This window comes from Nonomuraea sp. NPDC059194, from assembly GCF_042754765.1.
Classification (GTDB): Bacteria; Actinomycetota; Actinomycetes; order Streptosporangiales; family Streptosporangiaceae; genus Nonomuraea.
Genome location: NZ_JBHZBH010000012.1, coordinates 57,937 through 81,418 on the forward strand (window position 1 = coordinate 57,937; position 23,482 = coordinate 81,418).

The 23,482-nt window shown below is 69.6% G+C and carries 21 protein-coding genes and 1 pseudogene; 11 read left to right on the top strand and 11 right to left on the bottom strand.

From position 1 onward, the window contains the following. Positions 1–79 precede the first annotated feature (79 nt). Entirely contained in the window at positions 80–625 is a 546-nt protein-coding gene (locus ACFXJ8_RS17130; protein ID WP_379644859.1) for a hypothetical protein, read from the bottom strand. Between the two features lie 46 nt (positions 626–671). Here ACFXJ8_RS17130 and ACFXJ8_RS17135 point away from each other — a divergent pair, with 46 nt between their 5' ends. Beyond that, positions 672–1,970, top strand: coding sequence for an aminotransferase class V-fold PLP-dependent enzyme (locus ACFXJ8_RS17135; RefSeq protein WP_379644860.1), 1,299 nt, complete (start codon positions 672–674; stop codon positions 1,968–1,970). A 39-nt stretch (positions 1,971–2,009) separates the two neighbouring features. Here the strand turns inward: ACFXJ8_RS17135 and ACFXJ8_RS17140 are convergent. The 7 genes and pseudogenes from ACFXJ8_RS17140 to ACFXJ8_RS17170 all read right to left on the bottom strand — a co-directional run. Continuing rightward, a pseudogene (locus tag ACFXJ8_RS17140) lies at positions 2,010–2,174 on the bottom strand (Tn3 family transposase); the annotation flags it as partial. 105 nt (positions 2,175–2,279) lie between these two features. Next, entirely contained in the window at positions 2,280–3,041 is a 762-nt protein-coding gene (locus tag ACFXJ8_RS17145) for a TetR/AcrR family transcriptional regulator (protein WP_379644861.1), read from the bottom strand. Between the two features lies 1 nt (position 3,042). Further along, complete coding sequence (locus tag ACFXJ8_RS17150) at positions 3,043–3,672, bottom strand: DUF998 domain-containing protein (protein ID WP_379644862.1); 630 nt, start codon at positions 3,670–3,672, stop codon at positions 3,043–3,045. A 114-nt stretch (positions 3,673–3,786) separates the two neighbouring features. Further along, positions 3,787–4,719: an ABC transporter substrate-binding protein gene (locus tag ACFXJ8_RS17155; protein ID WP_379644863.1), complete on the bottom strand. Its 933-nt coding sequence runs from the start codon at positions 4,717–4,719 to the stop codon at positions 3,787–3,789. 48 nt (positions 4,720–4,767) lie between these two features. Continuing rightward, the gene (locus tag ACFXJ8_RS17160; RefSeq protein WP_379644864.1) at positions 4,768–5,748 is read right to left on the bottom strand and encodes an ABC transporter substrate-binding protein; all 981 of its coding nucleotides are present in this window, start codon (positions 5,746–5,748) and stop codon (positions 4,768–4,770) included. Positions 5,749–5,755: 7 nt separating this feature from the next. Beyond that, positions 5,756–7,660, bottom strand: a complete 1,905-nt coding sequence (locus tag ACFXJ8_RS17165) for an ABC transporter permease (RefSeq protein ID WP_379644865.1) — start codon at positions 7,658–7,660, stop codon at positions 5,756–5,758. Beyond that, entirely contained in the window at positions 7,657–8,721 is a 1,065-nt protein-coding gene (locus ACFXJ8_RS17170) for a glycine betaine/L-proline ABC transporter ATP-binding protein (protein ID WP_379644965.1), read from the bottom strand. The genes ACFXJ8_RS17165 and ACFXJ8_RS17170 overlap by 4 nt, the downstream gene beginning before the upstream one ends. A 479-nt stretch (positions 8,722–9,200) precedes the next feature. On the opposite strand from ACFXJ8_RS17170, the gene ACFXJ8_RS17175 reads away from it, so the two are divergent. Genes ACFXJ8_RS17175 through ACFXJ8_RS17190 form a run of 4 tightly spaced genes read left to right on the top strand, consistent with a single transcriptional unit; the run spans position 9,201 to position 13,571 of the window. Further along, positions 9,201–12,119, top strand: coding sequence for a nitrate- and nitrite sensing domain-containing protein (locus tag ACFXJ8_RS17175; RefSeq protein WP_379644866.1), 2,919 nt, complete (start codon positions 9,201–9,203; stop codon positions 12,117–12,119). Continuing rightward, positions 12,116–12,538, top strand: coding sequence for a roadblock/LC7 domain-containing protein (locus ACFXJ8_RS17180; RefSeq protein WP_379644867.1), 423 nt, complete (start codon positions 12,116–12,118; stop codon positions 12,536–12,538). The genes ACFXJ8_RS17175 and ACFXJ8_RS17180 overlap by 4 nt, the downstream gene beginning before the upstream one ends. A gap of 12 nt (positions 12,539–12,550) precedes the next feature. Continuing rightward, positions 12,551–13,009 carry a DUF742 domain-containing protein gene (locus tag ACFXJ8_RS17185; RefSeq protein ID WP_379644868.1) on the top strand — a complete coding sequence of 153 codons (459 nt, stop codon included), beginning with the start codon at positions 12,551–12,553 and terminating at the stop codon, positions 13,007–13,009. Between the two features lie 4 nt (positions 13,010–13,013). After that, positions 13,014–13,571 (top strand): ATP/GTP-binding protein, encoded by a 558-nt coding sequence (locus ACFXJ8_RS17190; protein WP_379644966.1) that lies wholly within the window; start codon positions 13,014–13,016, stop codon positions 13,569–13,571. A gap of 37 nt (positions 13,572–13,608) precedes the next feature. Here ACFXJ8_RS17190 and ACFXJ8_RS17195 read toward each other — a convergent pair whose 3' ends face one another. After that, on the bottom strand, positions 13,609–14,562 hold the full coding sequence (locus ACFXJ8_RS17195) for an SIS domain-containing protein (protein ID WP_379644869.1): 954 nt from the start codon (positions 14,560–14,562) through the stop codon (positions 13,609–13,611). Beyond that, a complete protein-coding gene (locus ACFXJ8_RS17200) occupies positions 14,559–15,764 on the bottom strand; it encodes a hypothetical protein (RefSeq protein WP_379644870.1) in 1,206 nt (401 codons plus the stop codon). The genes ACFXJ8_RS17195 and ACFXJ8_RS17200 overlap by 4 nt, the downstream gene beginning before the upstream one ends. Positions 15,765–15,978: 214 nt before the next feature. Between ACFXJ8_RS17200 and ACFXJ8_RS17205 the strand changes: the two genes are divergently transcribed. The 4 genes from ACFXJ8_RS17205 to ACFXJ8_RS17220 all read left to right on the top strand — a co-directional run bounded on the left by ACFXJ8_RS17205 (position 15,979) and on the right by ACFXJ8_RS17220 (position 19,782). Then, the gene (locus ACFXJ8_RS17205; RefSeq protein ID WP_379644871.1) at positions 15,979–17,094 is read left to right on the top strand and encodes a spermidine/putrescine ABC transporter substrate-binding protein; all 1,116 of its coding nucleotides are present in this window, start codon (positions 15,979–15,981) and stop codon (positions 17,092–17,094) included. A 76-nt stretch (positions 17,095–17,170) separates the two neighbouring features. After that, positions 17,171–17,998: an ABC transporter permease gene (locus tag ACFXJ8_RS17210; RefSeq protein ID WP_379644872.1), complete on the top strand. Its 828-nt coding sequence runs from the start codon at positions 17,171–17,173 to the stop codon at positions 17,996–17,998. Then, positions 17,991–18,770, top strand: a complete 780-nt coding sequence (locus ACFXJ8_RS17215) for an ABC transporter permease (protein ID WP_379644873.1) — start codon at positions 17,991–17,993, stop codon at positions 18,768–18,770. Before ACFXJ8_RS17210 ends, ACFXJ8_RS17215 begins: the two co-directional genes overlap by 8 nt. Further along, positions 18,757–19,782, top strand: coding sequence for an ABC transporter ATP-binding protein (locus ACFXJ8_RS17220; RefSeq protein ID WP_379644874.1), 1,026 nt, complete (start codon positions 18,757–18,759; stop codon positions 19,780–19,782). The genes ACFXJ8_RS17215 and ACFXJ8_RS17220 overlap by 14 nt, the downstream gene beginning before the upstream one ends. A gap of 31 nt (positions 19,783–19,813) precedes the next feature. Here ACFXJ8_RS17220 and ACFXJ8_RS17225 read toward each other — a convergent pair whose 3' ends face one another. After that, entirely contained in the window at positions 19,814–20,467 is a 654-nt protein-coding gene (locus tag ACFXJ8_RS17225; protein ID WP_379644875.1) for a TetR/AcrR family transcriptional regulator, read from the bottom strand. Positions 20,468–20,544: 77 nt separating this feature from the next. Here ACFXJ8_RS17225 and ACFXJ8_RS17230 point away from each other — a divergent pair, with 77 nt between their 5' ends. Both ACFXJ8_RS17230 and ACFXJ8_RS17235 read left to right on the top strand, forming a co-directional pair. Further along, a complete protein-coding gene (locus ACFXJ8_RS17230) occupies positions 20,545–21,810 on the top strand; it encodes a glycosyltransferase (RefSeq protein ID WP_379644876.1) in 1,266 nt (421 codons plus the stop codon). Between the two features lie 148 nt (positions 21,811–21,958). Further along, complete coding sequence (locus tag ACFXJ8_RS17235; protein WP_379644877.1) at positions 21,959–23,368, top strand: aminobutyraldehyde dehydrogenase; 1,410 nt, start codon at positions 21,959–21,961, stop codon at positions 23,366–23,368. Positions 23,369–23,482: the final 114 nt, after the last annotated feature.

Consider the following 23,482-nt stretch of genomic DNA (forward strand, 5'->3'; position numbering starts at 1 on the left):
CCCGAGATGAATAGCACTAGCCGGGCATGGCGGGGAATCCGGCATACCGCGGAAATGGACGACGAATAAATCGGCGTTCCTAGATGCGCATCACGCAGAGATGTGCCAGGTCGGGCGAGAACGGCTGCGGTAGGCATGCCGCTCTCGCCGGAAGCCGCCTGGTGTGTTGAGAGGCGCAGACGTCCGCGGCGATCGCCGACTCGCAGGTGGCCGACGTGCCGGCGGCGCTGGTAGCCGCGCAGTCTTCCTCGGTTCCGTGGGGATGACCTGCCGGTAGCCGGCGATGCGAGCAGCCGTTGTCGTGCGAGGACATCGAGGTGTCGGTCGTTGTCGGCGTGCGGCGCTCGATGTGTGAGCTGTGCGCCGACGCCTCCGACAACACCATGGCCGCACAACCACCGCCGTGGGCGAACAGCGCCGCGATGACCATGGCGAGAGCGACCAGCACATTCGACAGCGGCTGGCCGGCGCTCAATGCGCCGGGGCCGCTGAAACGGACTGGTCGTGTCGTAAGCATCGCCGTCAATGATGCCCAGCGGGCGGCAGGACGCACCCAGTAAAAGCACAGCATTAGGCAAAGCGGTTTTTCCTGCTTTTCCGGCCCGCAGGGGGGAAGGAAATCCATTCCGGTCCGACTGGTGGTCGGTCCCTGCTCTTACCTGGAGTTTTCTATGAGCTTGTCTCGACGTCAGATGGTGGCGGGGCTGGCGGGGCTGGCAGCCTCTACGGCCGCGGCACCCCCCGCGATCGAGCCGCCAGTCGTTCCTCACGGCGTCACACCTGAACTGCTGGCCCGCGACGAGCGCTTCTGGGGCGCGGTCGCCCGGCAGTTCCGGGTGAGCACGGAGTTCATCAACCTGGAAAACGGCTACTACGGCATCATGCCCGAGCCGGTACGGCTGGCCTACCACCGCAACGTCGACCATCTCAATGAGGTCAGCTCGCACCTCCTACGGACCACCTACAAGGCTCAGGCCGATGTGGTCCGGCGACGCCTCGCCGCCATGCTGGGCGTCGCGATGGAGGAGATCGCCCTGACCCGCGGCGGCACGGAGGCTCTGCAAAACCTGATCGCCAACTACTCGAGGCTGCGTCCTGGCGACGAGGTCATGTATGCCGACCTGGATTATCACAGCGGTCAGTACGCGATGAACTGGCTCCGCCGGCGTCGCGGCGTCAACGTGCAACGGTTCGCCATCCCCGAACCCGCCTCACGCCAGGCGGTACTCGACGCCTACGCTCAAGCTCTGCGTGGTCATCCAAAGGTGAGGCTGCTTCTGCTGTCCCACATGAACAACCGCACCGGTCTGGTCACACCGGTCAGAGAGATCACGACGATGGCACGTGCGCACGGCGTCGATGTCGTCGTCGACGCCGCCCATTCGTGGGGACAGTTGGACTTCACCCTTCCCGACCTCGGCGCCGACTTCGCTGTGTTCTCCCTGCACAAGTGGATGGGCTTCCCCCTGGGCGCCGGCTTCCTCTACATCCGCAGGGACCGGCTGGCCGACATCGAGCCCATCTTCGCCGACGAGACTTATCCCGCTACTGACATTCGCTCCCGGGTTCACTCCGGCACCATGAACGTCGCGCCGATCCTGACCGCCGACGCCGCGCTGAACTTTCACGACCGCCTCGGTGCCCCGCTCAAGCAGGCACGTCTGCGCTACCTACGTGATCGATGGGTTCATCGGGCGCGGAGCCTCCCCAACGTTGGCGTCCTCACCCCCGAGGACAGCGCCATGTACGGTGCCATCACCGCATTCCGCATTCGCGGGCGCACCAGCGAGGCAGACAACATCGCCATCGCTGATGAATTCATGACGCGCCACCGCATCTTCACTGTTCGGCGCGGAGGCGTACGGCAGGGCGACTGCGTCCGGGTGACTCCTGCCCTGTTCACCTCCGCCGACGATGTGGACCGGCTGGCCGCAGCATTGTCCGACGTTGCGTACCGCATGCGCGCATAGACGCCCCATCGAGAACACCCCGGCGTCGTAGCAGACGGGTGACAGCCGGGCGCACATCTCGTCGGTGACGGGAAAGCCGTCGGCGTGCGGTTTCTGGACGGCGGTGTCGATGTAGAGGCTGTTCCACCAGATGACCGCATTCGGCGCCAGGCCGAATGCGCCGAACTGGGTTCCACGCCCTCGCGATAGCGCTGGCGCAGCCATCGATCTGGGGGCGCCCGCGGTTCCAAGCTAGGTAGCGCGTAAACGGCGGAGGGCCCCGGCGGGGACCTGACGAAGGGGTGGCGGTGGTCAGGGCGGCGAGCAGGGTCAGGTTCGGGTGGTGATCAGGAGGGAGATGCCGTCGAGGAGGCGTTGGAGGCCGAACTCGAAGCTGTGCTCGGGGCTGTAGGCCGAGCCGTACACCTCGGCGGCGGCCTCGCCGACGCGGGAGGCGACGGGAAAGCGGCTCGCGTCGGAGATCCGGTGCAGGAACGGCGCGTGCGCCGCCCACCACTGCTCGTCGGTCATCCCCGTCAGCTTCTCCGCCTCCAGCGCCTCCACCGCGCCCCTGGCCGCGCCGTGCACGAACCCGGTGACGAGCGTGATGACCGAGTCCATCTCGACGTCGGTGAGGCCGATGCCGTCGACAGCGCTCAGTTCGTACTCGTACTTGGCGATGGTGTTGGGGCCGAGCACGGGACGGCTGGTGGCGACCTGGAGCAGCCACGGGTGGCGCAGGTAGAGCGTCCAGTTCTCCCTGGCGATCTGCTCCAGGCGGGCGCGCCAGCCGCCGGGCAGGTCGGCGGGACGGGCGGTCTCGCCGTAGACGGTGTCGAGCATGACGTCGAGCAGTTCGGGCTTGCCCGGCACGTAGGTGTAGAGCGACATGGTGCCGACGCCGAGTCGTTCGGCGACCCTGCGCATGGACAGCGCCGTCAGCCCCTCGGCGTCGGCGACCTCGATGGCGGCGCGGACGATGCGGTCGACGCTCAGCTCGGGCTTGCCCTTGCGGCTCGGGCGGTCGCTGGTGCGCCACAGGAGGGCGAGGCTGCGGGCGGGGTCGCCCTTGCCGGTGTACTCGACGGTCACACTATGTACGGTACACCGTACGGAGTCCGCTATCGAGGAAAGCCACCCACGCCAGGCCGACGACGAGCGTCAGCCGCTGGAACAGGCCCGCGACGTCGGTGAGGCCCTCGGCGCCGGAGAAGCCCGCTCCCGCGATCACGAAGCCGATCAGGAAGACGACGCCCGTGGCGATCGAGTACGCGGCCCAGCCGGGCCTGCCCCAGCCGGCGAAGCGCCTGCCGTACACGAGGCAGGCGGCGGGCAGGCCCGCGAAGACGAGCATGGAGAACAGGTCGTGCAGGGTGCCCCCGGTGGTCGACCCAGCCGTGGTGGAAGCGGTCGGGGCGGCGGGCGGGTAGCCGTTCACCGGGTCGGTGACGAAGATCCCCGCCCCGGTGAAGCCCACGGCGACGGCGGTCAGGAGAGTGGCGCCCCAGCGGGAGGTGCCGCGCAGGCTGATCGCGAACGCCAGCATGAGCAGGCCGGTGACGATGAAGTTCGCGGTCTGGGTCCAGCCGAGGTCGCCGATGGCCAGCGAGCTGACGGGGTGCCTGAGCGGGTCGTAGCCGTCGCCGCGGGTGGCGCCCTCGACGAGGAACGCGGCGACGAACACCACCGCGGCGGCCGCCCCGCACGCTCGTATCAGTCTCATCACGGTCCCTTCGGCGAGAGCGCTCGGCCAGAGGGCACCGCCTTTTCCATCGTGCTCGCGGGAGGGCTCGCGGGAGGGGAGGTGCGGGGCGGGCGTTGTGGGCCCGCCGGCACACTACCTGGGGAGCCAGTCCTTCCAGACGATCTTGTTGGCGTCGACCCACTTCTTGGCGGCCTGCTCGGCCGACATGCCGCCATCGGTCATGTCGCTGGCCACCGCGTTCTGGTGGTCGTTCGTCCAGGAGAAGTTGCGGACCAGCTCGTAGGCCCTGCCACCGGTGTCGGCGAACTTCCTGCTGACGATCTTGTCGAGCAGGTACGGCGGGTAGTCGCAGGCCACCTTCGCCGCCGCCTCGTCGCAGCCGATCGCGTACGACGGGAGGTTGATCTTGGTCATCTTGACTTGCGTGAACAACCACTGCGGCTCGTAGAAGTACATCAGCAGCGGCCGCCTGTTCCTGGTGGCGGACTTCATCGCCTTGATCAGCGCGTCCTCGCTGCCTGCGTAGACGACCTTGTACTTCAGCTTGAGGTTGCGGACCAGTGCCTCGTCGGCGGTGACGAAGGTGGGGTCGCCGTCGAGCACCTGCCCGAGCTCACCGGACTTCTCGGTCCTGAAGAGGTCGGCGTACTTGTTCAGGTTGCGCCAGTTGGTGATGTCCGGGTACTCCTCGGCCATCCACTGCGGCACGTACCAGCCGATGACGCCCTTGTTGCCGTTCAGTCCCGCGGAGACGGCGACCTTCTTGTCCTGGATGAACTCTTTCTTTTCCTTCTCCCTGCCCCAGTTCTCGACGATGACGTCGACCTCGCCGCTCTCGAAGCCCTTCCACGACTCCTCCTCCGACAGCTTCTTGGTCTCGACCTTGTAGCCGAGCTCGTGCTTGAGGAGGTGGGCCAGCACCGCGGCGCTGGCCTCGTAGCCGATCCAGGGGTTGACGGCCAGCCTGACGGTGCCGGTGGCCTTGGGGGCCTGGGGGGCCTCGGTGGTGCAGCCGGTGAGGATCAGGCCGAGGACGAGAGTCGCGGCCAGCAGTTTGGTTCTCATGTGCGGTCTCCGGCGTGGCCCCCGCCGCAGGGGCGGGGGCACGATCGTTTACTTCGGGATCCAGGCCTGCCACTTGGCCTGGTTGGCGTCGACCCACTTCTTGGCCGCCGCCTCGGCGGACATCCCGTTGTTCTGGATGTCGTTGGCGACCGCGTTCTGGTCCTCGTTGGTCCAGTTGAAGTTCTTGACCAGGTCGTAGGCCTTGCCGCCGGTGTCGGCGAACTTCTTGCTCACGATCTTGTCGAGGTCGAGCTCGGAGTAGTCGCAGGCGACCTTCTTGGGGTCGGCGTCGCAGCCCGCGGTGTACGGGGGCAGGCTCACCCTGGCGAGCTTCACCTTGTCGAAGAGCCAGTGCGGGGTCCAGAAGTAGAACAGCAGCGCCTTCTGCTGCTCCTGCGCCTGCACCGCCGACTCCAGCAGCGCGGCCTCGCTGCCGCCGGTGACGACCTTGAAGTCCAGCTTCAGGTTCTTGACCAGCGCCTCGTCGTTGGTGACGTAGGAGGGGTCGCCGTCGAGCAGCTGGCCCTTGCCCCCGGACTCCGAGGTCTTGAACAGGTCGGCGTACTTGTTGAGGTTCTTGTAGTCGGTGATGTCGGGGTACTTGTCGGCCATCCACTGCGGGACGTACCAGCCGATGACGCCCTTGTTGCCGGTCGAGCCGGCGGAGACGGCGACCTTCTTCTCGTCGATGTACTTCTTCTTGAGATCGTCGTGGCCCCAGTTCTCGACGACGACATCGACCTCGCCGGTCTCGAAGCCCGCCCAGGCGACCTCCTCCTTGAGCTCCTTCTTCTCCACCGTGTAGCCGAGCTCGTTCTGCAGCAGGTGCGCGATGACGGCCGCGCTGGCCTCGTATCCGACCCAGGGGTTGATGGCCAGCTTGACGGTCCCCGCGGCTGCGCCGCTGGCGGACCCGCTGGGCTGCGCGGCCGCCGTCGAGGTGGTGCCGCCGTCGACCCTGGCGCCGCCGCCGCATCCCGCGACGGCCAGGCCGAGGGCGACGACCCCGGCCATGAGGCGAATCTTCATCCGGTGATCATCCTCTTAATTGGGGGGAAGAGCGCCTGTCGGCGCCTTGCGTGATCCGGTCGAGCATGATGCCCAGCAGCACCGTGGCGACGCCCGCGACGAAGCCCATCCCGAAGTCGGAATGCTGGGAGAAACCTGTGACGACGTCGTAGCCGAGCCCGCCCGCGCCGACCATGCCGCCGACGACGACCATGGCGAGCGTCATCACGATGCCCTGGTTGGCGGCCAGCAGGATGGCCCCGCGCGCCATCGGCAGCTGCACCTTCCACAGCAGCTGGCGATGGGTGGAGCCGGCCGACAGCGCGGCCTCGACGGAGGTGGGGGAGACGCCGCGGATGCCGTCCTCGACCAGGCGCACCACGGGCGGCACCGCGTAGATCACCGAGGCGAAGATCGCGGTGAACCTGGTCGGCCCGAACAGCGCGAGCGCGGGCAGCAGGTAGACCACCGAGGGCATCGTCTGCGCGGCGTCGAGCAGCGGGCGCTGGACGGCGGAGTAGGCGCGTGAGCGGGCGGCGGCCACGCCGAGCACGAGACCGAGAAGCAGCGCGACGGCGGCGGCGACCAGGACGGTGGTGAGCGTGGCCATGCTGTGCTCCCACAGCCCGAGCAGCGCCAGCGCCAGCAGGCAGGCCAGGGCGACGAGCGCGGGCCGCGGCCCGCTGGCCCACCAGGCCATTGTCAGTACGGCGGCGGCCACCAGCCACCACGGGGTGGAGGTCAGCACGTCCTGCAACGGGTTCAGCAGGACGGTGGAGGTGATGTTCTTGATCGCTTCGGTGACGTCGTACCAGCTGAACTTGGCCCACTCCACCACGTCGTTGGCGGGCCCGCCGATGGGCAGCACCCACGTCTCGGGAAAGGCGGACGGAAGGACGAACGACATCGCGAGGCCGCCCGCGGCCAGCGCGCCCGCCGCCGCGTACCCGAGCGGGCCGGTGACGCTCTGGCGGGCCGCCGCCAGCGTGGCCCGGTCGAGCACGATCGCCATGACGACGATCGCGATGCCGGCGGGCAGCATGAAGCCGACGTTGGCGCGCGACAGGCCGCGGATGATGTCGGAACCGAGGCCGGGGGCCGAGATGAGGGCGGCGATGACGACCATCGACAGCGCCATCATGATGGTCTGGTTGATCGCCAGCGCGATCGTCTCGCGGGCCATCGGCACCTGGACCTTGCGCAGGGTCTGCCAGCGGGTGGCGCCGATGGAGTCGGAGGCCTCGACCGCGGAGCGGGAGACCTGCGAGATGCCCAGCGCGGTGATCTTGATGGCCACCGGCATGGCGTAGATGAGGGTGGCGACGGTCGCGGAGGACGGGCCGATGCCGAAGAAGAGCACCATCGGCGTCAGGTAGGCGAACGTCGGCATGATCTGCATGACGTCGAGCACGGGCGAGACGATCCGGCGCAGCCGGGCCGACCGCCCGGCCCAGATGCCGAGCGGCAGCCCGATCAGCAGGGCGACCAGCACCGAGGCGAGCACCAGCGCCAGCGTGCGGACGCTGGCGTCCCAGACGCCGAGCACGCCGAAGGAGGCGAAGCCCGCCACGCCCAACAGCGCGATCCGCCAGCCGCCCGCCAGCCAGCCGAGGCCGCCCATCACGCCGACGAGCCCAGGCCAGCCCAGCGCGAACAGCGCCGTCTCCAGCGCGGTGTAGAGCTCGCCCAGGTAGATGCGGACGTAGTTGATGAAGTAGAGGAACAGGGGGTTGTCGTTCCTGTTGGCGTCGACCCAGTCGCGGGCGTCGTTGACGGCCAGGAACGCGGCGGCCTCGTCGTCGTGGGGGAGCGTGGCGGTGCCGTTCATCGTGAGATGGCCGACCACGAGGGCGGCGACGGCGACCGCGGGCACGACCCAGCGGGGCGGGCGGCGGATCCCTGACGCGCCCGCGACGGCGACGGCGCCGCTCACGAGCCCGCCCGGGAGACGGATCCGACGTCCTCGCCGTCGTCCGCCTGCTGAGGAGCGCTCTCCTCGGGCGACGGCGTGGGCTCGGGGATGCTGATCGGCCCCTCCGGTACGGCGTGCGCCATGGCGGACAGGATGTCCACGCGGTCGACCACGCCCACCAGCTCGTCGCCGTCCATCACCCTGATGGGCCTGGCCGAGCCCGTCACCGCGGGGATGGCGTCCCTGATGACGGTGTCGGCGGGAAGGACGGGGCCGTCGAGGTGCTCGTCGGGCTCCGGGGTCCGGCAGATCCACCGCAGCGAGAGCACATGGCTGCGCGGCACCTCGCGGACGAAGTCGGCGACGTAGTCGTCGGCGGGCGCGCCCACGACCTCCTCGGGCGTGCCGAGCTGGACGATCGAGCCGGCCCGCATGATCGCGATGCGCTGGCCCAGCTTGAGCGCCTCCGACAGGTCGTGGGTGATGAAGACCATCGTCTTGCCCACCTCGCGGTGGAGCCTGATGACCTCGGCCTGCATGTCGCGGCGGATCAGCGGATCGAGCGCGCTGAACGGCTCGTCGAACAGCATCACCTGAGGGTCGACCGCCAGCGCCCTGGCCAGCCCGACGCGCTGCTGCATGCCGCCCGACAGCTGGTCGGGGTAGGAGTCGGCGTGGCCGTCGAGGCCGACGAGGGAGAGGATCTCTCTCGCGCGCTCGTGCCTGCGCGGTCTGGGCGCGCCCTGGATCTCCAGGCCGTAGGCGACGTTGTCGATGACGCGGCGGTGCGGCAGCAGCCCGAAGTGCTGGAAGACCATGCTGACCTGGTGGCGGCGCAGTTCGCGCAGCTCGGCGGGGGAGGCGGCGCCCACGTCCTGGCCGCCGACGGCGATCGTTCCGGCCGTCGGCTCGATGAGGCGGGTCAGGCACCGTACGAGGGTGGATTTGCCGCTGCCTGACAGGCCCATCACGACGAACATCTCGCCCGGCCTGACGTCGAAGGTGACGTCGCGGACGGCGATGGTGCAGCCGGTCTTCTCGCGCAGTTCGGCAGGGTCGAGATCTTTGTCGGGGCCGTTCATCACGCGGTCCGCACGTGGACCGAAGATCTTCCACAGCCCGCCGACCTCGATGGCCGCACTGTCCTGCCCGGCTGCCACTTTTTTGTGCCTCCAGAAGCTTGCCGGCCCCGCGGTTGGCCCGGTCCGAGTTGTTGAGGGTAGGCGCGACGGGGCTCAACATAGGGCCCAAATAACGCAAATCACAACGTCGTGACCAACCAGAGACTCGGGTGTTACGGAGTGGATCTTCAAGTAGAGCGGGCCAAACGCCCACAACCGGACAGAAGCCGATATATGGTGATTTTCCGGGCTCAAGATCCGTTATTGGGTGGCCGAAATCAGGGGCTCCAGGTTATCTGAGCTTGTGCCACACCCGACGAGTTTTGTCGCGTTATGTTCGTTTGGTCGTTCTGGTATTGGTGTGCTGAAATAACCCCCACCTTGCTGGATTTTCACACGAGTCTCGCGGGAGGCTCTCCCCCCAACTGAGGTTGCGTTCGGTGAGTAGAAGAACCCCTGCCAAAGCCGCCGACCACGGCGGCTGGCGGCTGCGCAACTGGCGGGTACGCGCGCGATTAGTCGCGCTCATCCTCGTCCCGACCGCCGCGGCCGTCCTTCTCGGCGGCTTCCAGGTCGTCGCCTCCACCAGCGCGGCCGCCGACTACGACCGCGCCAACCAGCTGGCCAAGCTCGCCGCGAACGTCGGTGCTCTCACCCATGAGCTCGGCGCCGAACGCGCCCGCACCGCCTGGCACATCGCCCTCGGCCGCCCCGAGCGCGGTCTGTCCGACGTCCGCGGCCAGATGGCCAGGGTCGACACGGAGGCCGACAAGGTCCGCAAGAGCGCCGCCATCCTCGGCTCCGATATCACGGGCCGCACGGGCGACGAGGTCGCCACCGTGCTGACCCGCCTGGAAGACCTCGTCGCGCTGCGCGACCAGGCCCTCGACTCCGACCTGCTGCCCGGCGCCGCCCTCGACGCCTACACCACCGTCATCTCGGACCTCCTCGCGCTCAACGACGAGCTCGGCAAGAACGGCGAGGACGAGTCGCTGACGCGCCAGGCGGTGACGCTCGACGCGCTCGCGCGCGCCAAGGAGAGCGTCTCGCTGCAGCAGGCGCTGCTGACCACCGTGCTGGCCGTGGGCAGGTTCGAGCAGGACCAGCTCACCACCCTGCTCGGTGAGAGGTCCCGCGAGGCGAGCGAGCGCAAGGCCTTCGCCGCCGAGGCCACGGCCGAGGAGCGCAGGCTGTTCGACGAGAAGGTCAACGGCCGCGAGGCCGACAGGGCGCGTTTCCTGCTCGAACTGGTCCTCACCCGGGCCAACACGGGAGCGCCGCTCAAGGGGCTCGACCTCAGCAAGCGCGACGACGCGCGCGAGTGGTTCGAGGCCTCCACCGTCATCGTCGACGCCATGCGCTCGGTCGAGGAACGCCACGCCGCCGCGATCGTCACACGCAGCAGCGACCTGGCCGCGGCCGAGACCCAGCGCGCCTACCTGGTGGCGGGCGCCGTCGCGGCCCTGCTGCTGGCCGTACTCCTCATCACGACCGGGGTGGCGCGCTCGCTGGTGGCCCCGCTGCGCAGGCTGCGCAGCGAGGCGCTCGACATCGCGGGCGAGCGGCTTCCCGGGTTCGTCCAGAAGCTGCGCGAGTCGCGCGACGGCGCCGTCCCCGCCGAGGTCGCCCCCATCGGGGTGTTCTCGCGCGACGAGGTCGGTGAAGTGGCGCGCGCCTTCGACGAGGTCCACCGCGAGGCCGTACGGCTGGCGGGCGACGAGGCCAAGCTGCGCGCCAACGTCAACGCCATGTTCGTCAACCTCTCGCGGCGCAGCCAGACCCTCGTCGAACGCCAGCTCACGCTGATCGAGCGCCTCGAACGCGGCGAGCGGGACGACACCCGCCTCGGCGACCTGTTCAGGCTCGACCACCTGGCCACCCGCATGCGCCGCAACAGCGAGAACCTCCTGGTCCTCGCCGGGCAGGACGCCGCGCGCAAGTGGACACAGCCGGTCGAGCTGATGGACATCGTGCGCGCCGCCCTCGGCGAGGTCGAGAGCTACGACAGGGTGGTCCTCCAGGCGGCCTCGGAGGTCGCCATCGCGGGCCAGGCCGTCAGCGACACCGTCCACCTGCTGGCCGAGCTGGTGGAGAACGCGGTGTCGTTCTCCTCGGGCGACACCAAGGTGACCGTTTCCAGCAGCCGCATCGACGGCGGCGGCGTCATGGTCGCGGTGACCGACCTCGGCATCGGGATGACCCAGGAGGAGATCGCCCAGGCCAACTGGCGCCTGGCCAACCCGCCGGTCGTGGACGTGTCGGTGTCGCGGCGGATGGGCCTGTTCGTGGTCGGCCGCCTGGCGCTCAGGCACAACATCCGCGTGCAACTGCGCAGGCAGGACGTCGGCGGCCTCACCGCGATGGTGCTCATCCCCGAGGCCCTGCTGACCGCCATCCCTGGCCAGTCGCCCGCGCACGGCATGCCGTCCCAGCACGGCATGCCGCCCCTGCACACCATGCCGCCCGAGCCGCCCGAGCCCCGGGCCGCCCAGCAGTCGCTGGTCGCGCCGCAGTCGATGGTGCCGCCGCAGGCGGGGCCGATGTCGTACGAGAGCCCCTCGCTCGACGCTTCGCCGCTGAGCTCGCCGGTGCCCGACGCGCCGCCCGTCGACTGGTTCGGCACCAACGACGCGCCGTCGGCCGACTTGTCCGACTTCACCTCGAACGGGCTGCCCAAGCGCGGAGGACGGCCCTCGGACGGCCGCCCGCCCGGCTTCCGCGAGATGCCGGGCCTGGGCGGCTCCCAGGGCCCCGACTCGTACGGCACGCTCGACCGCCTCCCGCCCGACTCCTTCGACGCGCCGGTCAGGCACGACTACCCCGACGCCACCAGGCCGCTGCCCAGGGTGGAGACCTCCTCGCTCGACACCGGCGACGAGGAGTACCTGCCGATCTTCGCGGCGGTGGAGTCGAGCTGGTTCAAGCGGCCGGACACGCCGTCCGGCGTCACGGACGCGCCCTCGCTCGACCAGGGACCCGCGCAGGGCAGGCCCGCGACGCCACGCCCGATGGACCCGCCCGCCGTCCAGGCCGCGCCCAGGACACCGGCGCAGCCGCCTGCCCAGCAGGCCCCGGCGCAGGACGCCTGGTCGTCGCCCGCCGACGCGGGCTGGCAGGCGGCCCGCGCGGTCAACGACCCCAGCCTCGGCGGCATCACCACCTCGGGCCTGCCCAAGCGCAAGCCCAGGGCGAACCTGGTGCCCGGCACCGCCGCCGCCCCGCAGTCCCAGGCTCCCGCGCCGCCGATGCCCCCCGTCTCTCCTGACCGGATCAGGAGCAGGCTGGCCAGCTACCAGCAGGGTGTGCGCAAGGGCCGCGCCGAGCTCGAGAACGCGCACGAGGAAGGGGAGCAGCGGTGAAGGAGCTGAGCCAGGCCGCCAGGGACGTCAACTGGCTGGTCAGCGGCTTCGTCGAGGAGGTGCCCGGCGTCGCGCACGCCGTGGTCGTCTCCGCCGACGGGCTGCCGATGGCGTTCTCGCGGGGGTTCCCCAAGGACCGCGCCGACCAGCTCGCCGCTGTGGCCGCGGGGCTGATCAGCCTGGTCCAGGGCGCCTCCAGGGTCTTCGAGGGCGGCGGGGTCACCCAGACCGTCGTGGAGATGGAGCGAGGGCTGCTGCTGGTGATGGCCGTCAGCGACGGGTCCTGTCTCGCCGTGCTGGCCGCGCCAGAGTGCGACATGGGACTGGTCGCCTACCAGATGACGGTTCTGGTCGAGAGGGCCGGCCAGGTGCTCACGCCTGCCGTACGGGCGGAACTGTCATCCGCGCGCCCCTGGTGATGGGAGACGATCGTGGCTTCGTGGAATGACGGCCCTCAGGGGCCGCCGCCGGACTACGGCAGGGGGTACGGCCAGCCGCCCGGTTACGGCCGGCCCGCGCCGAGTTACGAGCCTGCCCCCAGCCCTCCGGAGGAGGAGCGCAGCTCGCTGGTGCGGATGTACTCGCTCACCGGCGGGCGCACCGCGCCGCGCACCAACCTGGCCATGGAGGCGCTGGTCTCCTCGGCCACCTCGGCGCAGCTCGGCATGAACCACACGCGTGAATACCGCGCGATCAGCGAGCTGTGCCGGCAGATCAGGTCGGTCGCCGAGGTGTCGGCGCTGCTGGCCATGCCGCTCGGTGTGGCCAGGGTGCTGATCGCGGACATGGAGGCGGAGGGTCTGGTGCGGATCTACCAGCCGCAGCTGGACGCGGGCATGCCGAACAGGAACCTGCTGGAAAGGGTGCTCAGTGGACTTCGCCGGCTCTAGCGGCCTGACCTCGACGAAGATCGTCGTGGCGGGCGGGTTCGGTGTGGGGAAGACGACGTTCGTGGGTGCGGTGTCGGAGATCCTGCCGCTCACCACGGAGGCGGTCATGACCAACGCCTCGGCGGGCGTCGACGACCTCAGCCTCACCCCCGACAAGACCACCACCACGGTGGCCATGGACTTCGGCCGCGTGTCGCTCGACCGCGACCTGATCCTCTACCTGTTCGGCACGCCCGGCCAGCACCGGTTCTGGTTCATGTGGGACGACCTGGTGCGCGGCGCGATCGGCGCGATCGTCCTGGTGGACACGCGGCGGCTGGCCGACTCCTTCCCGGCGATCGACTACTTCGAGGAGGCCAAGCTGCCCTTCGTGGTCGGCCTCAACGGGTGGGACGGGCACTTCCCGCACGTGGAGGGCCAGGTGCGGGACGCGCTGACGCTGGGTGCGCACGTGCCGATCGTGCGGACGGACGCGCGCTCGCGCGACGCGGTCAAGAGCACGCTCATCACGCTCGTCGAGCACGCCCTGACCGTCCGCTCCGCCTACGGCCCCACCTACTGACCGGACCGCCCGCCGGCTCACCCAGAGGCCGGCGGGGTCAGGCGGTGCGCCACCAGTGGGCGGCGACGAGTTCGGCGACGAGGGTCTCGGTCAGCAGGGCCACGTCGGGGTCGTCGTCGTGGCGGTACCTGATGGCGGCGCGCTCGCCCTCCACGTGCCCGCCCACCGTGAGGACGGTGGAGCCGCGCGAGCGCACCCAGTCCATGGCCTGCTCGTCGTAGACCGACCCGGGGAACAGCAGCGCGCGGTAGTCCAGGGTCTTGGTCAGGTAGACGTCCACGTGCGACCAGTCGCCGCTCTCGCACGCGTCGGCCGCCCTGCGCGGGCCCTCGCGGACCATCAGCGCCGACTGCTCGGCCGACGACATCCGCTCGGCGGGCGCGATCGCGTAGACGCCGTGCGGCCCGTCCAGCAGCTCCAGCGCGGTGGGCAGCCACTCGTCCCTGCGGTCGAGCAGGTCCGAGGTGGCCGCGGCGGCCCGCCGTACGAGCTCGGGCAGGTCGCGGGTGGCGCCGGTCAGGCGTGCCTCCAGCGCGAGCAGGAGGACCAGCGTGTGCTGGAAGGTACGGCAGGCGACGCCGCCCCGCTCCTCGCCCGCCAGCATCGGGATGACCTGGTCGGCCCCCTCGGTGATCTTCGAGCCTTCGACGTTGGTGAGGGCGACGACGGGGGAGGGGCCGCCGGCGTAACGGGCGAGGGCGTCGAGGGTCTCCCTGCTGCCGCCGGTCGCCGAGATCGGGACGACGAGCGTCTCGGGCCCGGCGGGGAAGGTGGCGGCGGCCGAGCCGTACTCGGCGTAGGCGTCGAAACCCCTGGCGCGCAGGCGGAGCGCGGCGACGTTGGCGGCGTAGCGCGAACTGCCCATGCCGAGGAACACCACGCGCCTGAGCCCCTCGGGCAGCGACAGCGGCTCCTTCTCCAGCCACGCGGCCAGGTCGGCGAGGGCGGAGGGCTTGGCCTCCAGGTCGGCGTGGAACAGCTCGGGGTTCACGGGTTCTCCTCGGTGAAGCGGGTGCGCAGCACGCCCATCGGGGCGTAGCGCCAGCGGGGCAGGTGGCGCGCGGCGTAGATCAGCTCGCGGCACTCCTGCTCGATCTCGAACGGGCCGAGCAGGCGCTCGTCCAGCAGGTCGGGGCGACCCGCCTCCGCCAGGCGCAGGCGGTAGGCGGCCAGCAGGTCGGCTCTGGCGGCGGCGGCCCACGCGGCGGCGGCGGAGGCGTCGGCGTCGCGCCGCCTGATCGCCACCTGGGCGACGTGTTCCAGGCTGGTCGTGAGCTGGGCGACGTCGCGGGCGGCGGGCTGGTAGGGGTCGGCGTCGGCGACGGTCGGGTTGCCGTCGAAGTCGATCACCGCGTAGCCGTCGCGCCATTGCAGGATCTGGCCCACGTGGAAGTCGCCGTGGATGCGGATCCTCGGCGTCGTGACGGGGGACGCCAGGGGCGCGAGGGCAGCCCGCAGCACAGGCTCGCGGGCGCGCAGCCACGCCCCGTCCTCGCCGTCGGTGAGCGCGAGCGCCTCCCGCAGCGCCTCGACGGCCCTGCCCAGCTCGGACCGCCCGCCCACAGGAGCGCCCGCTTCCGAACCCGAAGGCGCGCTCTCTCCCGAACCCGAGGGTGCGCTCTCTCCCGAACCCGAGGGTGCGCCCTCGGGAGACGGGAAGGTCGCGAGGGCGAGATGCAGGTCGGCGGCCAGGCGGCCGAGCGTGGCGGCGAAGCCGGTACGGCCCGCCTCCGCCTCGTCCACGCACCACTCCCACCCGTCCCGCGCCTCGGGCAGGTAGCCGGTCACCAGGGCGAGCAGCGTCTCGGCTCCGGACGGCTCCACCCTGGTCAGCGCTGCGTACGGCGGGGCGGTGTGGGCGAAGCCCGTCTCGGTCAGGTGGGCGAAGGCGGCCAGCGTCGGGTGCGGCAGTGTGGCGGGCTCGGCCAGCCACTTCACCACAATCCGCTCGCCGACGACCACCGAGTGGTTGGTCTGGTCGACGTCGATGCCGCGCTCGGCCCACGGGTCGGCGGGGACAAGCCCCTCGGCGGGGACGGTGCCCTCGGCGGGGCCGTACGGAGCGGGCATGGGCAGGTAGCGGCGCATCTTGAAGGGCGCGGGCACCGGCTCCGACAGTGCCGCCAGGAACGCCGCCGTGAGCCCCTCACCGGCCTTCGGGGCGCCTGTGAGAGGCGGGGCAGAACTGGTCACGGTGTCATCCTGATCGGTAACGTGATCCTTACCGTGAGCCAGCAGTCGTCGCCAAACTGAATCGTGATTCAACACGTACATCAAACTTCCTGGTGACAATGTCCGGAAAAGTCTTGCTCATGTTGATGTTGGCTGCAACACTCCTGCTTTGGTCTGACGTGCCCGGTTGGTCGCGAGACCCCTCGTACATCTGAATCTAGAAGGAGTAGCGGCCGTGTCCCGTACCCGGTACACCCGTCGTTTCCCGGCCGTCGTCGCGATGGCCGGACTCGCGCTCGCCGTCGCGGCGTGTGGCGGTGAGTCGTCGACCGACAGCGCCAAGCCGGCGGCGAGCGCAGCCGCGCAGCTGAACGCCAAGGCGGACCTTTCCAAGCAGAGCCTCACCGTGACCGTGTGGCCCGGGTACACGCCCAAGGAACTGCCGGAGAAGGCCAAGGCCAAGCTCGGCGTCGCCGACGTGAAGATCGTCGAGCACGACACCAACGAGACCGCCATGGCCAAGCTGACCGGCCAGGGCGGCGAGGGCATCGACGTGGCCTTCGTCTCCGGCCAGTACGCGCAGGCGCTGGCCGCGGCCGGGCTGGTGGAGCCGATCCACCCCGAGCTGATCCCGAACCTCGCCAACCTCTACCCCGAGGCCACGCAGCTCTCCTACGACAAGGGCAACAAGATCTCCGTCCCCTACACCTGGGGCACGACGGGCATCTGCTACCGCAGCGACCTGGTCAAGGCCGTGCCGACGAGCTGGAAGGACATCCTGACCCCGCCGGCCTGGGCGGAGAAGAAGGTCACGATGATGACCACCGAACGCTGGCTGGCGCTGCCCGCGCTCAAGACGCTCGGCTACTCGGTCAACACCGACAAGGACGAGGAGATCGCCAAGGCGAAGGAGCTCCTCGTCGCAGCCAAGCCGCACCTGCTGGGCTACGACGACGTGACCTTCGGCGACAAGCTGAAGTCCGGCGAGGCGGTCATGGTCGAGGCGTGGGACGGCTGGTGCCCCACCACGGAGAAGAACATCAAGTTCGCGGTCCCGAAGGAGGGCAGCGACCTCTGGGTGGACACCATGGTGATCATGAAGTCCTCCAAGAACAAGGAGGCCGCGCACGCTCTGATCAACTACATCCTCGACCCCGAGATCCACCGCTGGGCGGCCGAGAACATCAACTACAAGGTCCCGAACAAGGCCGCCATGGACAAGATCCAGGTCGCCGAGGGATCGCTGCTCGGCACCTCCCCCGCCGAGCTGCTGCAGGGCGAGTCGATCATCGACCTGGGCGAGGCGTCGACCAAGTACACCCGCCTGTCGACCGAGGTCGCGGCCAAGTAGGCCAGGTAGGCCCAAGAGAGCCACGTAAGCCTGTGAAAGCCGATAAGCCGTGAAATCCGTTGGCAAGGCCCGGCCGGTGTCCCCTGGATGGGGGCGCCGGCTGGGCGCGTTCGTCTTCCTGGGCCCCGGCATCGCCTACCTGGCGGTGCTGATGCTGGTCCCCCTCGCCCTGATCCTCAGCTACACCGTCTTCAGGCGCGGCCGCTTCGGCGGGATCGTCTACGAGTTCACGACCGAGAACTTCAGCAGGCTGTTCGACCCGCTCTACCTCGACGTGGTCCTGGTGTCGATCAAGCTGGCCACGCTGACCACCGTGTTCGCGCTCCTGCTCGGCTACCCCACGGCGTACGTGATCGCCCGGCTGCCCCGCACGTGGAAGACGATCGCGCTGGTCGCGGTCGTGCTGCCGTTCTGGACGAACTTCATCATCAGGATCTACGCCTGGACGATCCTGCTGAGCGGTCCCGGTCTGATCAACTCCACCCTGGGCACGCAGTTCGAGCTGCTCTACAACCAGGGCGCGATGGTCACCGGGCTGCTGTACTCCTACCTGCCGCTGATGGTGCTGCCGCTGTACGCGGCCATCGAGAAGCTCGACCCGCAGCTGCGCGAGGCCTCGGCCAACCTGGGCGCCTCCGCCTTCACCACGTTCAGGCGGGTGACGCTGCCGCTGACGCTGCCCGGCGTGGCCACCGGCTGCGTGTTCGTCTTCGTGCCGAGCTTCGGCAACTTCGTCATCCCCGAGATCCTCGGCGGCGGGCGCTCGGCCACGGTCGGCACGCTGATCCGCACCGAGTTCCTCAAGTCGCGCGACTGGCCGTTCGGCTCCACGCTGGCGCTCGCGGTGATCCTGGTCCTGATCGTGCTGCTGGTGATCCAGTCGTGGGTGAGCCGCCGTGGGTAAGCCGCGCTTCCTCTACGTGCCGTTCTGGCTGACCTACGTCTTCCTGTACGCGCCGATCCTGGTGCTCGTGGTGATGTCGTTCAACGCGGGCCGCTCGCCGTACGTCCACGAGGGCTTCAGCCTCAAGTGGTACGGCGTGCTCGCCGAGGACGACAGGATCCTGCAGGGTCTGGTCAACACGCTGATCGTGGCGGCCGGATCGACCGCGCTCGCCACGGTGCTCGGCACGCTGCTGGCGGTGGGCCTGGCCCGCTACACCAGGTCCAAGCTGCTCGACGCGCTCGGGCTGATGCCCGCGATCCTGCCCGACCTGGTGCTGGCCATCGGCCTGCTGGTCTTCTACGACGTGGTGAAGTTCAGCCTCGGCCTGCACTCGGTGATCCTGTCGCACGCGCTGTTCGGCATGGCCTTCGTCGCCGCGGTCGTGCGGACCAGGCTCACCCACGCCGACTCCTCGCTGGAGGAGGCCTCGCGCGACCTCGGGGCCGGACCCGTCACCACCTTCGTCAGGGTGACGCTGCCGCAGCTCGCGCCCGGCATCCTCGCCGGCGCGCTGCTGGCCTTCACCCTGTCGATCGACGAGTTCGTCATCGCGTTCTTCACGGCGGCGCCGACCGAGCCGACGCTGCCGATCGTCATCTACTCAATGGTCAGGTTCGGGGTGACCCCGGAGATCAACGCGCTCGCCTCGATCCTGCTGCTGGTGAGCTTCACCGTGGTGATCGTCGCCCAGCGCATGACGAGGATCGGGGAGATCCGTGCTCAAGATTGACGGCGTCAGCCGCAGGTTCGGGGACGTCACCGCCCTCGACGACGTCTCGCTGGAGATCGGCCAGGGTGAGTTCTTCGCCCTGCTCGGCCCTTCGGGCTGCGGCAAGACCACGCTGCTGCGCATCCTGGCGGGCTTCGAGGCACCCGACGCGGGCTCGGTCACCCTCGACGGCGACGACCTGCTGTCGATGCCGCCGAACCGGCGGCCGATCAACCTGATGTTCCAGTCGTACGCGCTGTTCCCGCACATGACCGTGGCCAAGAACATCGCCTACGGCCTGGAGCAGGAGAAACTCGGCAAGGCCGAGATCAAGAAGCGGGTCGGCGAGGTACTGGAGACCATCGGCCTGGCCGAGATGGCAGGCCGCAAGCCCGGTCAGCTGTCCGGCGGGCAGCGCCAGCGCGTCGCCCTGGCCAGGGCGATCGTCAAACGCCCCCGGCTGCTGCTGCTCGACGAGCCGCTGTCGGCGCTGGACAAGAAGGTCCGCGCGGGCATGCAGCTGGAGCTCAAGCGGCTGCAGCACGAGGTCGGCATCACCTTCGTCGTGGTCACCCACGACCAGGAGGAGGCGATGTCGCTGGCCGACCGCATCGCGGTCTTCGAGTCGGGCCAGGTGCGCCAGGTGGACGAGCCCGTCGAGCTGTACGAGCGGCCCCGCACGCCGTTCGTCGCCGACTTCGTCGGCGCCAACAACCTCTTCGAGGGGACGACCGTGCCCGGCGGTCTCGATGTGCCCGACCTCGGCGTCCTGCCGGGTGAGGGGGTCGAGCTGGCGGGCGTCAAGGCGCTGCTGGCCGTACGGCCGGAGAACGTGCGGCTGACCGACACGGGCCTGCTCGGCACGGTGCTGGACGTGAGCTTCTACGGCGGCATCTCGCACATCGCGGTCACCGTGGAGGGCAGGGACAAACCGGTCCTCGTGGCGCAGCAGGGCGCGGCGAAGGTCGAGGCGGGCGCCCAGGTCAGGCTCGGCTGGGACGCCCACGACGCGGTGCTGATCCAGGAAGGCTGAGTCGGTGGGCAGGCTGTCAGTGGGGAGGCGGTCAGTGGGAGGCCAGGTCGCAGCCCGTGGCCGCCCGGGCGTAGCTGAGTATCAGCTCCACGGCCTCCTCGGGGCCGATGAGCGGGTGCCTGGCGGTGATGCGGTAGCCGTAGGCGTCCTCGAGCGCCACCAGGTTGCGCGCGATCGTCAGCGAGTCGGTTGCCGGGGTGAACACCCCGAGCGCCGTCCCGGTGTCGAGGACCGCCTGGTACATCGACACCTGGCGGTCGTACAGGGTGGTCAGCAGCAGGCCGTAGATCCTGTTGCGGCCCGCCGCCCCGCCCAGCTCGTTCAGCAGCCGCACGTCGGGGTCGAGCGGCCCGGTGGGCAGGCCCGAGCGGATCGTCATGACCAGCTTGCGCGCGGGGTCGCTGACGGCCGAGATCTGCCGCATGCGCTGCTCGTAGAAGCGCTCGACGCTGGCGTGGTGCGCCTCGACCAGCAGCTCGCTGAGGTCGGGGTAGTGGTAGAGCACGGCGCCCGAGGTGAGCCCGGCCTCCTCGGCCACGTGGGCGAGCTGGACGCCGTCGATGCCATGGCGGACGATGGCCCGCCGCGCCGCCTCGATGAGGTCGATCCGCCGGTCCGAGCGACTCTTGCGCGCGGTCACCAGCACCCCCGTTTCTGTGGCGTCGTTGAAGTCATCCGGGCACATACTGCCTTGAAGTTGACCATCTCGCTAGACGAGTATTTGAATCGAAATTCAACTGAGTGCACCCTCCGGAGTTGATCATGTCTCTCACCATTCTGTTCATGCCCGAGAGCGCGTACGGGCCCACCAACAACAGCATCGGCATCGGCGACATCCTGCGCCGCAGGGGGCACCGGGTCGTCTTCGCCGCCGAGGCGTCGTGGAAGGGCAAGCTGGAGGCGCTCGGTTTCGAGGAGGACCTGGTCGACCTGGCGCCGCCCGCCGAGGAGGAGCAGGACCCCGGCCAGTTCTGGAAGGACTTCATCCGCGACACCGCGCCGGAGTACCGCAAGAGCACCAAGGAGCAGCTCGAGACCGTCACCAAGCCCATCTGGGACGCGCTGATCGACGGCGTGAAGTACTGCGAGCCGCAGCTCAAGGCGATCATCGAGCGGGTCCAGCCGGACATCATCGTCGAGGACAACGTCATCACCTTCCCCGCGCTGCTGACCGCGGGCAAGAAGTTCGTCAGGGTCGTCTCCTGCAACCCGCTGGAGGTCCGCGGTGAGGCGATCGCGCCGGTCTTCTCCGGCCTGCCCGCCGACGACCGCGCCGAGTGGGACGCCTTCCGCGCCGAGTACGAGCGCACCCACCGCGAGGTCTGGACCGCCTTCAACGAGTGGTGCGCCGAGCAGGGCACCGAGCCGCTGCCCGACCTCGACTTCATCCACGAGGGCGACCTGAACCTCTACGTCTACCCCGAGCTGCTCGACTACACCGACGCCCGCCCGCTCGGCCCGACCTGGCACCGCCTCGACTCCTCGGTCCGCGAGACCGACGAGGACTTCACGCTCCCCTTCGAGCGCAACGACGGCGGGCTGGTCTACTTCTCGCTCGGCTCGCTCGGCTCGGCCGACGTGGAGCTCATGCAGCGCGTCATCGACGTGCTGGCCACCACGCCGCACCAGTACATCGTCTCCAAGGGCCCGCTGCACGAGGAGATCAAGCTCGCCGACAACATGTGGGGCGCGGAGTTCCTGCCGCAGGCGAAGATCATCCCGCAGGTCGACCTGGTCATCACCCACGGCGGCAACAACACCACCACCGAGGCGCTGCACTTCGGCAAGCCGATGATCCTGCTGCCGCTGTTCTGGGACCAGTACGACAACGCCCAGCGCGTGGACGAGCTCGGCTACGGCGTGCGCCTGGCCACCTACACCTTCACCGACGAGGAGCTCAAGGGCGCCCTCGACCGCCTGCTCGGCGACGCCGAGCTGCGCGCCAGGCTGGCCGCGGAGGGCGAGGAGATCCGCCGCCGCGACGGCCTGCGCAAGGCCGCCGACCTGATCGAACAGCTCGGCCAGTGATCCACACCTGACTCACCGCCGGAGGGGAACGTCATCGCGCGTTCCCCTCTGGCATGGTCCGGCCCCGATGGCGTGGTCCGGACCCTCTGGCACGGTCTCCGGCCGTTACGGCAGGCGACCGACCCGATCGTTTCCGAGGGAAGACACGATGCGTCAACTGATCAACCCGGCCACCGGCCAAGCGTTCGCCGAGGTGCCCGACACGCCCGTCCACGAGGTGGCGCACGCCGTACGGCGGGCGAGGACGGCCTTCGAGCAGTGGTCGCAGGCCACCCCCGCCGAGCGCGCCCGCGTGCTGCTGCGCCTGGCCGACCTGGTGGAGGCCGACGCCGAGGAGCTGACCAGGCTCGAAGTGGAGGAGACGGGCAAGCCGGCGGCTGTCTTCAGGGACGGCGAGCTGCCGTTCGCCGCCGACAACCTGCGCTTCTTCGCCGGAGCCGCGCGCTCGCTCGACGGCAGCGGCGCGGGGGTGTTCAGCGCCGGCTACACCTCGGTGCTGCTGCGCCGTCCCGTCGGGGTGGTCGGCTCGATCGCGCCGTGGAACTTCCCGTTCGTCATGGCGGTGTGGAAGCTCGGCCCCGCGCTGGCCGCGGGCAACGCCGTGGTCATCAAGCCCGCGCCGACCACGCCGCGCACGACCCTCCGGCTGGCCGAGCTGATCGCCAAGGCGGGCGCGCCCGAGCACCTCGTGCAGGTGGTGACCGGCGACGCCGAGGTGGGCGAGGCGCTGGTGACCGACCCTGGTGTGGACATGGTGAGCGTCACGGGCTCCACCGAGACGGGCCGCGCGGTCATGACGGGCGCGGCGCGCACGCTCAAGCGCGTGCACCTGGAGCTCGGCGGCAAGGCGCCCGCCCTGGTCTTCGAGGACGCCGACCTGGCCGAGACCGCCCGCGGCGTGGCCATGGGCGCCACCTACAACACCGGCCAGGACTGCACCGCGGCCACGCGGGTCTACGTCTCCCGCCAGGCGTACGGCGACGCGGTGGAGGCCATCCGCGCTACCCTTGCCGAGATCAAGGTCGGCGACCCGTGGAGCCCCACGACGGACATCGGGCCGCTGATCTCGGCCGCGCACCGCGACAGGGTGCACGGATTCGTCTCCCGCGCGGTCGCCGACTCGGGCGGCGAGGTGGTCTTCGGCGGCGCCCCGATCGACGCGCCGGGCTTCTTCTACCCGCCCACCCTCATCGCGGGTCCCCGGCAGGACAGCGAGGTCGTGCAGGGCGAGCTTTTCGGTCCTGTGCTTGTCGTGCTGCCCTTCGACGGCGAGGACGAGGCGGTCAGGCTGGCCAACGACACCCGCTACGGCCTGGCCTCCTCGGTGTGGTCGCGCGACGTGGCCAGGGCCATGCGCGTCTCGCACCGCCTGGACGTCGGTGTGACGTGGGTGAACGATCATCTGCCGATCGCCAGCGAGGCTCCGCACGGCGGCGTCAAGGGCAGCGGCTTCGGCAAGGACATGAGCCAGGAGGCGGTGCAGGAGTACTCCGTGACCCGCCATCTGATGATCAAGCACGCGGCTCCGGCTGAGCGGGACTCGTTCCGGCCGGCCTAAACAGCGTGTGGCGTTATGGGCGAAAAAGCCAGATTTATGGGTGTTTAACGAGCTTTGTCTCGTTCGCTGATCTGGTCAGGTTGTGTTCCAATTACGATCGCTCTTGCAATCCCA